Origin of the sequence: Bacillus sp. SRB_8, assembly GCF_003264205.1 — a bacterium.
GTDB classification, from domain to species: Bacteria; Bacillota; Bacilli; order Bacillales; family Bacillaceae_G; genus Bacillus_A; species Bacillus_A mycoides.
Map to the genome: position 1 here is coordinate 261,203 of NZ_NADT01000019.1, position 13,929 is coordinate 275,131.

General features: G+C 36.5%; 7 protein-coding genes. All 7 read right to left on the bottom strand.

What is annotated here, in order from left to right; all coding sequences use genetic code 11:
* Positions 1-52 precede the first annotated feature (52 nt).
* From B5P40_RS16845 to dhbA, 7 genes are read right to left on the bottom strand one after another with little or no spacing between them, the layout of a single operon-like run.
* On the bottom strand, positions 53-1,495 hold the full coding sequence (locus B5P40_RS16845) for an MDR family MFS transporter (RefSeq protein ID WP_078176584.1): 1,443 nt from the start codon (positions 1,493-1,495) through the stop codon (positions 53-55).
* The gene (locus B5P40_RS16850; RefSeq protein WP_000184075.1) at positions 1,495-1,719 is read right to left on the bottom strand and encodes an MbtH family protein; all 225 of its coding nucleotides are present in this window, start codon (positions 1,717-1,719) and stop codon (positions 1,495-1,497) included. The genes B5P40_RS16845 and B5P40_RS16850 overlap by 1 nt, the downstream gene beginning before the upstream one ends.
* Positions 1,716-8,876 (bottom strand): amino acid adenylation domain-containing protein, encoded by a 7,161-nt coding sequence (locus B5P40_RS16855; RefSeq protein ID WP_113709498.1) that lies wholly within the window; start codon positions 8,874-8,876, stop codon positions 1,716-1,718. Before B5P40_RS16855 ends, B5P40_RS16850 begins: the two co-directional genes overlap by 4 nt.
* Before the next feature lie 33 nt (positions 8,877-8,909).
* On the bottom strand, positions 8,910-9,803 hold the full coding sequence (locus B5P40_RS16860) for an isochorismatase family protein (RefSeq protein ID WP_002012770.1): 894 nt from the start codon (positions 9,801-9,803) through the stop codon (positions 8,910-8,912).
* 24 nt (positions 9,804-9,827) lie between these two features.
* Complete coding sequence (locus tag B5P40_RS16865; RefSeq protein ID WP_113709499.1) at positions 9,828-11,444, bottom strand: (2,3-dihydroxybenzoyl)adenylate synthase; 1,617 nt, start codon at positions 11,442-11,444, stop codon at positions 9,828-9,830.
* Positions 11,445-11,456: 12 nt separating this feature from the next.
* Entirely contained in the window at positions 11,457-12,656 is a 1,200-nt protein-coding gene (gene dhbC, locus B5P40_RS16870; protein ID WP_113709500.1) for an isochorismate synthase DhbC, read from the bottom strand.
* 26 nt (positions 12,657-12,682) lie between these two features.
* Positions 12,683-13,468 carry a 2,3-dihydro-2,3-dihydroxybenzoate dehydrogenase gene (gene dhbA / locus B5P40_RS16875; protein WP_002031923.1) on the bottom strand — a complete coding sequence of 262 codons (786 nt, stop codon included), beginning with the start codon at positions 13,466-13,468 and terminating at the stop codon, positions 12,683-12,685.
* Positions 13,469-13,929 lie beyond the last annotated feature (461 nt).

The window sequence follows — 13,929 nt, forward strand, 5'->3', positions numbered from 1 at the left end:
CTTTTAAATGCCAATATTACTTTATTTCAAAAGAGTATTAGCATGCTGCAACTCATTCATTTACAACTTCTTTCTCTTTTTGTAATACAGATAACGGCTTTTTATTCTTCTTTGACATTACCTCTTTATCAGAAATACGTAAAGAAAATAGTAATGCTATGAGTAAAAATATTGCTGATCCAATTAATGCTGCTTGATATGGTAAAAAATCTGACTGTGCATTATTCTGTACGTTATTACTTCCAAAACCAGATAGTATACTAGCTAAAACAGCAACTCCTATTGCAGATCCTAATCGGTTTTGCACATTGAATATAGTAGTTGCTCTCCCCATAGAAGGTGGTGCAATATTGTTAAAAGCAGAAAATTGAACCGCACCGACAGATTGACCTAAGAAAATACCAATGCCAAACAATAGTGCCCGAATTTGCCATGGATTCGTATCATGATTTACAAAACTTAATAAAATAAAGATAACCGCCGTACTTACTAATCCAATAGAGATTACCTTTCGAGCTCCTAATTTCTTATATGACCATGGTACAATCTGCGAAGAAATCATTAATCCAATCGCCTCTGGGAATGTAGTAAGACCCGATTCCAGCGCGGAAACTCCTATTACATTTTGATACATAAGCGGAAAAATAAATAACATTCCTAGTAAACCAGCTGATGAAAACAACGAAATAAGACTCATTTTTCTAAAGACCGGTTCTTTTAATAAGTGTAAATCTAACATCGGTTGCTTTACTTTAAGTTCTACAATAATAAACAATGTAAGTAATACAATCCCAGCTATCCCAATACTAATTATTTCTGGAGAAACCCAACCTTTTGACGGTCCTTGACTGAGTGCATAGATGAGCATCGCAAAACCTGGTGCTGAAAGAACAAAACCGAGAGAATCAAAACGACCAGCCGATTTTTCAATATGCTCTGCTAAAAATAGAAGTCCAAATAGCAACGCAATGATACCAAACGGCAGATTAATATAAAATGCCCAGCGCCAAGACATTTGATCTACAAAGAAACCACCAATAATTGGTCCGATCGCTGGTGCTACAGCAATTGGAAGTACAATAAATCGAGAAATTTTTGGTCTTTCCTCTGGTGAAAATGTTCGGAATAACATCGCCATCCCGACTGGTGTTAAAAGTCCGCCACCAGCACCTTGAATGATACGAAAAGTGTTTAATGAAGTAATATCATTAGCAATTCCACATAGTGCAGATGCAATTGTAAAAACGAAAAGGGCAGTTAAAAATACTTTTTTCGTACCAAAGCGATCTCCTAACCAACCAGAAATCGGAAGGAAAATAGCTAAGCTAACTAAATACCCAACATTTACAGTCCCCATTGCAGATGGGGGCACTTGCAGTTCTTTGCTTATCGTTTGCAGTGCTACATTCACAATCGTTGCATCCATCGCAGCCATAAACATCGCTGTTATATAAACGATGCTTACAACTACTTTTGGATTTATTTTTACTTTCATTATTGTTTTCCTACTAATATTTTTTCGCTAATTTGATTTTTTTTCGGCTCTAAATCATTCCAGTTAACTTCAACGTATTCTAAGCAAACTTGTCTGCTAGCTTCTTCATGTACGACATTCCATCCAATTGGTACATCGAGAAAGGCAGGCCAGAGAGAATACTGGCCCTCCTCATTCATTAATACTTTATATGTGTAATTATCATTTTCAAATGGATTCGTCATACTTTACTTACCCCTTTCTTATTCTGCAAATATTTCGCTAGCACTTGTCCAATTTCTGTAAGTGGACCTGGCTGACATAAATCTTTATGTCTACAATCAATGTCATGCTGCACGATTTCCCCGTCTAAATAATTTAGCCACGTATTTGGAGAAATAGGATCAAACCAGTCTGGTATAACAGTAGATCTAAAGAATAAAATATCCCCGTTATAAACTTTTGGCACATATTTCCCTAACAACCCTACTGAATTTACATATGTTTCTTTCAAGTTTAAAATAGTCTCTTCCTCAAGACTTGCTAATGCACTTCCATCTTTGCGAAGTATTGCAACCGCACTTTCCATAGTAAGTGGTTTACCATCCATGTTATCTGGATCATATCCACCTAAAGCAAGTAATGCGATTAACGCTTCTTCTTCAGTAGGTGCTTCCGTATTCGGTAAGAAGTGACCAGGATACGAATCCAGCATAACGAGTAATTCTACTTCTTCCCCTTCATTTTGAAGTTGCGCCGCCATAGCATGAACAACATTTCCTCCAAGCGACCATCCGAGTAAACGATATGGTCCGTGAGGCTGTATTTCACGAACGTGTTTTAAATAATCCGCCGCCATCTCCTCTAAGCTTTTTGGAAGTTCTTCATTTTCAGCGATACCACGTGCTTGTACACCATAGATTGGATAATCTGTTCCTAAAGATTTCATAAGTCCTGCATAGCACCAACTTAATCCACCTGCTGGATGTACACAAAATAGTGGTAATTGATCTCCGCTTGCTCGTAATGGAAGCAACACATCAAGTGCACTTTGACCATTCCCCATTTCAAGTCTTTCAGCAAGCCCTGCAACAGTAGGTGCTGCAAATAAAGTTCCGATATTTAGTTCAACTCCAAGTGCCTCTTTAATGCGACTCATCAGCTGCACTGCAAGAAGTGAATGACCACCAAGATCAAAGAATCCATCATCAATTCCAATTTGAGACACACTTAAAACTTCTGTAAACAAGTCACATAACATTTCTTCTTGCGGTGTTCTCGGTCCGCGGCTAGAAGATGATGCAATAAATTCTGGAGCTGGCAATGCCTTTCTATCTAATTTACCGTTTGGGGTTAAAGGTAACTCATTTACTACTACAAAAGCGTATGGAACCATATAATCTGGCAAACTACCTCCAACATACTGACGCATTTCATTCGTATCGATCGTTTCATTATTTGATGCGACGATATAAGAAACTAATCGTTTATCCCCTGGTTGATCTTCCCGTACAATAACAGCTACTTGTTCAACTTTAGGATGTTTCATTATTACCGCTTCTATTTCCCCTAATTCAATTCGGAATCCACGAATTTTAATTTGATGATCTGCACGTCCTATATAATCTAACGTCCCATCTTGACGCCAGCGCGCTAGGTCTCCTGTACGATACATTCTTGTACCTGGCTTACCAAATGGATCTGCGATAAAACGTTCAGCAGTTAATCCTGCTCTTCCTAAATATCCACGAGCGAGCCCTGCACCTGCAACATATATTTCTCCAACTACTCCAGGTGGCATCGGTTGTAAATAGTTATCTAATACGTATACTTTAAGATCCGGTATACTGCACCCGATTAAACTATTTGCTCGTAAAGATACGATACTTTCATCTAATTCAATATAACTAACATGTACCGTCGTCTCCGTTATTCCGTACATATTAATAAGCTTCGGTGCGTTATAAGGATGACGACTATACCAATCTTCTAATCGACTTAGTTCAAGTGCTTCTCCGCCAAAAACAACATATCGTAAAGATAATTTTTGACCAACCTCTTCATTTTCACGATCTGCTTGCATCAATTGATAGAACGCTGATGGAGTTTGGTTTAAAACAGTAACCTTTTCCTTAACAAGAAGCTGTAAAAATTCTTTCGGCGAGCGACTTACAGTATGTGGTACTACAACTAAACGCCCTCCATATAATAAAGGTCCCCAAATTTCCCAAACCGAGAAATCAAAAGCGTATGAATGGAACATCGTCCACACATCGTCTGCGTCAAATTGGAACCAATGATCAGTTGCGCCTAAAAGTCTTACTACATTTTGATGAGGTATCATAACCCCTTTCGGTCTACCTGTTGAGCCTGACGTATAAATAACGTAAGCAATATGTGAAGGAGATAACGGCTTCATGCGCTCCATTTCATCTATATTGTCTTCACTATATTTCTCAATTTCTTCTATTACGTTCACATCATCAACTAAAATCTTTAGTGCCTCATCACATTCAATTTCCACATCTGAATTTGTTAAAACACATGATGGTTTCGCATCGTGTAGCATAAATGAGATACGATCTGACGGATAATCCGGATCTAACGGAAGGTATCCCGCACCAGCTTTAAGAACAGCAAGTAAGCTTACAACCATATTTAAAGATCTCGGCATCGCTAAAGCAACAAGTTGATCAGGACCGATTCCTTTCGCTATTAACAAACGAGCTATTTTATTCGCTTTTCTATTTAACTCTTCATAAGTTAGCTTTTCATCTTCAAAGACAACAGCAATAGAATTTTGATTTACATGAGCCTGCTTTTCAAATAATTGTGGCAATGTCATTTCAGGTACAATTTGAAAACCACCATTCCACTTTTCTAAAACTGTATTTCGCTCTGCTAAAGTTAATATTTCTAATCTACCAATTGATTGATCCGGATGTTTCTCTGCATCATCTAATAATAGAATGAATCGTTCTATTAGTTTTTGAACCGTTTCACGTTTATATAAATCGGTACTAAACTCTAACAATCCGTGTAAGCCGTTTGGAGTACCATCAACTCTGTTACTCTCGCTAATTTCAAATGTTAAATCAAATTTTGCAGAACCAACACTTTGAATTTCAAGGCTCGCTTCTAAATCCGGTACATTAAACGTTGCTTCTGGCGTATTTTGGAAAGCTAACATAACTTGAAACAGCGGATGACTATTTCGAGTTCGTACTGGGTTTAACACTTCAACAAGTCGTTCAAATGGAACATCTTGATTTTCATAAGCTGCAAGGTTTACCTGTTTCACTCTATTTAATAATTCTTTAAAACTTGGATCTCCTGATGTATTTGTGCGTAACACTAATGTATTTACAAATAAACCAACTATATCCGTGAGTACATCGTCGTTTCTTCCAGCAATCGGACTACCTAATGGTATATCAGTTCCAGCACCTAATCTTGTAAATAAGGCACTTAGTCCTGCTTGCAACACCATAAACAAACTAACTCCATTTTTACGAGCGAGCTCCACTAACCTACTATGCATACCTTCATCTAAATGAAAATGAATTGTTTCCCCGCGATAACTAGTTTCAATTGGGCGCTGGTAATCTGTAGGTAACTCTATTTGATCTGGTAAACCTTTTAACTCTTCTTTCCAAAAATCTAATTGTGTTGAAATAATACTGTCTGGTTTTGTTTCATCACCTAATAGCTGTTGTTGCCATAGTGAATAATCTGCGTATTGAACTGGAAGGGTTTCTAGTTGAACACTATCACCTTGACATCGTGCTTTATAAGCCGCTGTAAAGTCTCTCGTTAACGCTTGTAATGACCATCCATCTCCTACAATATGATGCAAAAGAATTAGTAAAACATGTTCGTTTTCACTCACTTTAAAAAGTTGCAAACGAATTGCTGGTTCGATATCAAGATTAAAGCTATATCTTACAGCTTCAGACAGTGTACTTTCTAATTCATCCTTACATGTATTTGTTATAATCATTTTTAAATTCAATTTATCCATTTCTAGAATTCTTTGATATGAACTGCCAAGTGAATTCGGGAAAATCGTTCTAAGTGTTTCATGTTTCTCAACTACATCATAAAAGGCACCTTGCAGTGCTTCCTCATTCAATTTTCCAGACATACGAATGACTAACGGAATATTATAAGTAGGACTTGGACCTTCTAAACAATTTAAGAACCATAACCTGCGCTGTGCAAACGAAAGTGGAACTTCATTTGGCCTACTTACTTTCTTAATAGCTGGTCTTGCGCTTTTTGCACGATCCAACTGGTTCGCTAATTCAGCGACAGTTGGTGATTCAAATAGCTTTCCGATTCCTAATTCTACACTTAACGTTTCACGAATTCTTGCCATTAAACGAGATGCAAGAAGCGAATGGCCACCCATTTCAAAGAAATTATCATCTATACTAATTCGCGAAACACCAAGTACCTCAGCAAATAAATCACATAATATTTCTTCTTTCGGATTTCTAGCAACTCTCTCATTGTTCATTCCATTAAAATCAGGAGCAGGTAATTTCTTTCTATCAACCTTACTATTTGGTGTTAATGGTAATTCTTCTAGCACAACAAATGCCGATGGCACCATATAATTCGCTAAACTTTCTGAAACATAAGAACGAATTTCCGAAAGATTAATTGGTTCCTTCTCTTCGGCAACGATATACGCAATGATTCGTTTATCATTTGGACGATCTTCTCGTACCATTACCACTGCTTGTTGTATATTTTCATGTCGTTGTAATACCGTTTCAATTTCAGCTAATTCAATTCGGAAACCGCGAATTTTAATTTGATGATCCGCGCGACTAATGTACTCTAACACACCATCCTTACGCCATTTCACAAGATCACCTGTGCGGTACATACGTGCTCCATCTTTTCCATAAGGATTTGCAACAAACCGTTCAGCCGTTAACGCTGGTTTTCCTAAATATCCGTTCGCAAGTCCTTCTCCTGCAATATATAATTCACCGATAACTCCAGGTGGAACAGGCTGTAACCCTGCATCCAAAACGTACACTTCTGTATTCCAAATTGGTCTTCCAATAGGAGGTATACCATTTTCACTGTCATCAATATTTATGAAAGTAGACCAAATAGTCGTTTCAGTTGGTCCATATAAGTTAGTTATAGAGCAACCTAATTCTTTTAATTTATTTGCTAAATGTGCCGGAAGAGCTTCACCGCCAACGAGTACGTTTAGCCTTTGTAACCTCTCTGGATATTCAGTTATTAACGCCTGCCAGAGCGTCGGTGTAGCTTGCATAATTGTCGCTCTTTCTTCTTGTAACAATGTCGTTAACGCAGAAGGCTCTTGGATTACCTCTTTTTGTGCAATTGTTAAACTTGCACCACTAATAAGAGGTAAATAAATTTCTAGAGCAGAAATATCAAACGCAAACGTTGTAACTGCTAATAAATGATCGTTTTCATTTAATGAAAACATATCTTTCATAGCTAATAAGAAGTTACTTAAACCTTTCATAGGAACAATTACACCTTTTGGATTTCCAGTTGATCCTGAAGTGTAAATTGTATAAGCTTGGTTTAAAAGTGATTCATCATTTTTAAATGGTAAATTCATATGAGAATATGTTTTTAACGCTATTTTCGTTTCTTCGCTATCTAATACGATTTTTTTAATATCATTTTCTATAACTAAATTAGATGAAACAGATGAATGTGTTATGATACAAGCCGGATTTGCATCATTTACTATATAATGAATTCGCTCGGCTGGGTATTCTGGATCTATCGGTAAATACGCTGCACCAGCCTTTAGAACTGCTAGCATACTAACTACCATTTCTATTGATCTTGGAAATACTAAGGCTACAAACTGATTTACTTCTATTCCTTCTTCTAATAAATAGTGTGCTAGTTCATTCGCTCGTTCATTTAGCTCTTTATACGTAAGTTTTATCCCGTTACAAGTAACTGCTATTTTATTTGGATTTTTTTGTACTTGTTTTTCAAATAATATAGGTAGATTAATTAGCTCTTCAGCTTTCTTCGTTTCATTCCATTCCAATAAAACTTTATGATTTTCTTCAGGAAGAGTAATGTTTATTTTTCCAATCGGCTCGTCTTTGTGATAATTATTTATCACTAATTCTAATAGATTCATAAATCTTTCTTTATGCAATGCTAGTTCCGTATCGCTATATACTTCCGGATTCGCATCAAAATGAATCATTAACTCATTTTCATCGAAGCGCTTATATACATTAATCGATAAGTCATCGACAGGTCCTGCTGATAAATTATGTGTAATACCACGATTTCCAGCAAAGTTAAGCCCGTAATCAAAAGGCATAACATTCACTAACGGCCCAAACAACCTTTGATTTTCACCTAGTAACTTTAAGTCTCTTCTTAATTCCTCATGACGATATTTATGATGACGACGTACGTCTCGAATTTCTTTAGAAACTTGCTGTATTAATTCTGCAAAAGTTATATTTGGAGTTAACTTTAGACGAAGTGGAACTAAATTCATTACCATGCTAGGTGTATGAATAGATACAGAACCAAGACGCCCCATCATCGGTAAACCTAAAACAATATCATTTGCACCTGTTAATTTATGCATATAAATACTTGTTACAGCTACAACAAATTCGGGCCAACTCGTTAACGAAATATTAATATCTTCTAGTAAAGTTTTCGTACTAGCATTTGATAAATAAGCAGTTTCTCGTAAAAATCCATTTGATGTTCTCGGCGCTCGTTCTGCTAAACTTATAACTTCCGGTTCATCTGCAAACTTTTCTAGCCAAAAAGTACGATTTTCCTGAAATTGTTTAGATTCACGATACTCATTATCTTCTTGTACAATTTTTGCAAGAGAACCAAATGGCTTTTCATTCTTATTTGTTTCTTCTATAAGTGATGTATACTCATTCGCTACCTTTTGGCTAAGAAGTGAAAATCCATAGCCATCCATCACAATGTGATGGATGCGCTGATACCAAAAGAAACGATTATTTTCAACTTGAATAAGTGCTTCAGTAAATAATTTATCTTCTTTTAAATCTATCGGTACAGATAAATCATTTTTCATCCATACTTTAGCAGCTTCTTCAGGATTTCCCTCTTTACGAACGTCAATAAAATGCATATGAAACGTTGACGATTCCTCAATAACTTGCCATGGGCCAATTTCATCCTCTTCGAAACGAACATGAAGTGCTTCTGCTTCTTTTACCACTTTACGTACAGCTAACTCGAAAATTTCATGATTAATATTTCCTTTTATTTCTATATATTCCCCAGTATTATAAATCGGATTAAGCGGATCTAATTGTTGCGCAAACCACATACCAAACTGCGCAGATGATAACGAATGACGAATCTTTTGACTATTAGGCATTCTTTACTACCCCTTTATTATGTAGTCTATTTGTTACAGCACTTGTGCTGCTTGTGAAGATAGTAAACGGTACCAATCATCAACAGTTGGACGTTCTGCTAAATCTGCAAAAGTGATTTCTTTCCCTTCGCGACGCCATTTCTCTACTAAACTCATAATTCTGACCGAATCAAGTCCTCTATTTAATAAGTCTTCATCAACTTCAATACTCTCTACTGGCTCACGGAGTAGTTGTGCAACTAGTTCATGTACTTTCTGTAAAGTGATTCCTTCACTCTCATCGCTTTTTACACTTTGTAAATCTTTTAATAGTAAGTTTGTTGATGTCGTTACTGCACATCTATTTGATGCATACTGCAATGCTTGTTTATGATGCTCTAGTGAAAAATCAGCAACTGCATCTGCTACAAAAAATGGCTCTATACCATCCATAAATGCTTCACAAGCTGTTAAAAGGCAGCCAATATGCGCATAAATACCGCAAATAATAAGTTGATCTCTTCCCTGCTCATTTAAAATTTCTAATAGATTCGTCTTTTTAAATGCACTATATCTCCATTTGGTTAGGAATATATCATCCTCATCTGGAGTAAGCTCATCGACAATTTTCTTTTTATCTGGTCCAGCAGGAATACCGTCACCCCAAAAATCTTGTAATAACCCTCGTTGTTCTAACGTTTGTCCACCAGGTTGTGCTGTATAAACAACTGGTATACCAAGTTCCTTACATCTTTCTCTTATCACCTTAATATTTGAAATGAGTTCTACTTTTGGCGATTCTTTATCGCTATATGCATCAAGAAAATATTCTTGCATGTCATGGATTAGAAGAACCGCACGTTTCGGATCTGGCGTCCAATTCACTTTATTTTTTGGTAGTTCTGATTCAATTGGCATTTTATATACTGAAATAGATGGGATAGCCATCTAATCACTTCCTTCCGATTTTTATTATTGTTTTACTGTAATAAGTTTTTCAGCAATGACTTTACGTAATTCTTTTTTGCTTACTTTTCCAACACCTGTTTGTGGGAATGATTCAATAAATTCAATTCGATCTGGAATCTTATAAGCTGCTATACCACGTTCTCTTAAGAACATTTTTAATTCGTTTGCAGTTAGGACTTGTCCACGAGCGATAACAAAAGCGCAAGTGCGTTCTCCTAAATAATCGTCAGGCATAGATACAATTGCTACATCATGTACTGCATCATGTGCTAATAGATGATTTTCAACCTCTTCCGCAGCAACCTTCTCACCGCCACGATTAATTTGATCTTTATCTCTTCCTTCTACAATGATGTAACCTTGTTCATTTACTTTCACAAGATCTCCTGTACGATAAAATCCATCCTTTGTAAATGATCGTGCATTATGCTCTTCCGCTTTATAATAACCACGAATTGTATATGGCCCTCTTGTTAATAAACTTCCTACTTCACCGGGTTTTACATCGTTATCATTTTCATCAACAACCCTTACTTCATCGAATGTAGACATCGGTCTACCTTGCGTATGAATAATGATTTCTTCAGGATCATTTAATCTTGTGTAATTTACTAAGCCTTCTGCCATACCGAACACTTGCTGTAACGTACATCCAAATGTAGGGCGAATACGCTTCGCAACTTCGGCACTAAATTTCGCACCTCCTACTTGAATAACTTGCAGGCTCGATAAATCGTCGTTACGGGAAGATGCTGCATCAAGCCAAATCATTGCTAATGGTGGAACGAGCGCTGTAATCGTAACTTTTTCTTTTTCTATAAGAGCAAATGCCTCATCTGGACTACCTCCAGTTGCCAATACTACTTTTCCACCCGCATAGAAAGTTCCAAATGTCCCTGGAGAACTCATCGGGTAATTGTGTGCTACTGGAAGAACTGCCATATAGACACTTTCTGCATTTAAATTACAAATTTCAGCGCTAACACGTAAACTATAAATATAGTCATCATGTGTTCTAGGAATTAATTTAGAAAGTCCTGTCGTCCCTCCTGATAATTGGAGAAACGCAACATCACTTGGCTGAACTTCTGGTAATGGAACGGAATCTATATACAGACCACTTATGTTCACAAACTCTTCTTCTTCCCCCACTACGATTACATGTTGTAAAGCGGGAACTTTCTCTTTCACTTCTCTTGCTAGTTTTCGATAATCAAAGCCGAGAGCCTTATCTGAAATAACGTAAGCACTCGCTTCACCAAACTCGCAAAAATAACTAATTTCACTACTGCGATGAGAAGGTAGTGCAAAAACAGGAAGTGCTCCAATGCGAAATAGCGCAAAGCATATTTCGAAAAACTCTATACTATTAGGTAACTGGATTACAACTCGGTCCTCTTTCTTTATTCCTAAATTCAGTAAACCTGAAGCTAAGCGATCTACCTTTTTATCAAGTTCACTATACGTTATATGCGTATTACTACTTACAACCGCAATTTGATCCCCATATTTTTCAGCGCGTTCTTTTAACATCGAACCAAATGTTTCTCCAAGCCAACACCCTTCTTCTCGATAGCGATTGGCAAATTCTTTTGGCCATTCCGTATAACCTATTAACATTCTTTCTTCCCCCTATTTTTCATTCAGCGAATTATCTCTTAACCCTAAAGCCTTCAACATTGTTTGGAACTTAGCTGATGTTTCTGCTAACTCATCTTCTGGCTTTGATTCAGCAACAACTCCAGCACCTGCAAATAAGCGAAGTGTATTCTCTTGCACTTCAGCACATCGAATTGTAACAATCCATTCGCCATCTCCATTTAAATCGCTCCACCCTAACATTCCTGTAAAGAATTCACGGTCAAATGGCTCAATTTTTTGAATAGCCTCTCTCGCTTCTTCCATTGGAGTTCCGCAAACTGCTGGCGTAGGATGAAGAGCAATTGCTAATTCTAAAGAAGACGTATTTGGGTCCTTTAGTTCACCTTTCACTTCCGTAGACAAATGCCACATTGCTTCACTATGAATAACTGAGGGTTTTTCTGGAACATGTAATATATGACAGTAAGGGCGAAGCGCAGCGGCAACCGCTTCAACTACTACCGCATGTTCATGTAAATCTTTTGGAGAAGAAAGTAATTCTTCTGCCCTTCTTTTATCTTCTACTGGATCCTCACTTCGTGGTCTTGAGCCAGCCAACGGATTAGAAATTACTTGCATACCATGACGTGAAACAAGTAATTCAGGACTTGCTCCAATTAACGTCTTACTGTACTCGTTTTCATCTTTCGGCAAATTAACAGCAAATGTGTAGCCGTGCTTATTATGTTCCGCTAATTCACGAAGTAGTTTTTGTTGATCAATTTTCTCGGAAGACTTAACATCCAATGATCTGGATAGAACGATTTTCCTTAAATCTCCGTCCTGAATTTTTGCTATTCCTTGCTTCACACCATCCATATAAACTTCAGGAGCTGGAACCGGTGTCATTTCAAATGTCAGTTTCTCATTTCGTTTTATCTCATTTGTCGTCTCTAACTGTAAACGCTCAGTAATTCTACTATGTTCTGGTACGATAAGTTGAACTTCTTTTCTACGATCAAAGGGCAAAGCACCAACAACGATAGGATTCGGATTTCCGGCTTGTTTTGCATTACTTAATACCGCTTGTACAAGTTCTGGAAAGCTTTCAATTTCACGATGTTTTACTGTAGTAAACTCTTCTTCTGCTAATATTGTTCGAGTTGGTGAAGCGAAAAAGAATGAAGATTCTGTCTTATAATCTTCTAAAAGTTTTTCTGACAGTTCCTTTACGGCTGTAAGTTCATTCATAGTATAATAACCTCCTGAATTTTTTATTAAACTCCTAATGTAGCTCCGCCATCGACACATAAATTGTGCATTGTAATATGACTCGCTTTATCAGAAGCTAAAAACAATACTGCTTCAGCAATTTCTGAAGGTTGTGCAATTTTTTGTAACGGAATACCGAGTCTATATGTATTTTGAGAACCAGCAATTATATTTTCAGCTCCATTCTCATCAGCCCATAGTAATCTTTGCATTTCAGTTTCAGTAGAACCAGGAGAAACTAAGTTGCAGCGAATATTGTATGCTGCAAGCTCTAACCCTAAACACTTCATAAACATTGTCGTTGCGGCTTTTGATGCAGCGTACGCAGCCATTTCCATTCTCGGAGTATTTGCCGCATTTGAACCAACTGTAACAATTGCCCCTGACCTTCTTTGCATCATATGTTTACTTACTGCTCGAGACATATAGAAAACTCCTGTAGAATTTACAGAGAAGGTTTTATTCCAATCTTCATCACTTAAAGAGTGAATTGGTCCCATACGTAATACCCCTGCAACATTTATTAATATATCTATTGGTGCTATATCATTTTCAATACCGTTTACCATATCTTCAACAGCGGTACTATCACTCACATCTAAATGAAATGTTTTCATACGTGTTTCATTTAATTCATTTTCATTTAAGATTACGTTTAACCCCTCTTCATTTTGATCAACCGCAATAACTGTAGCTCCTCTTTCTAAAAACATTTTGGCAACAACACTGCCTATACCTTGAGCTGCACCTGTTACTAAAACCGTTTTTCCATCAAATTCCCCTAAGTTCATTTCCTCTATCCTTTCATTTGAAAATTAATCTAATTAAACAAATAGCGATAATGATAACGATTATCACTATCAATGTAAAAAATAATACACTTACTAAACTAATTGGTCAAGTGTACTTTTCATCAAAATATTATTCATTGATAATGTTTTTCATTTAATATTCTTACATCGAAATGATAATCTTTCTCAATAAACTTGTCAACCTATTTTTATTTTTCAGATAAAATATTTTAGTACTTCTCAATACAATTACATCTAAAAGCATTAATAAGTACTTACATTAAAAAATTTAATTCGTACTCCTCTTTTTAAAACTGAAGAAGATAAACTGTAGATACCTTCATTTACAAAGCCTTACCAAAAACTCAAGTATATATTTTCTCAACATTTTTCTGAAAATATCGAGAAAGTATATCTTGCAATTACCAATGCATGTCGTGTTTATAATTTAAGATTTAATA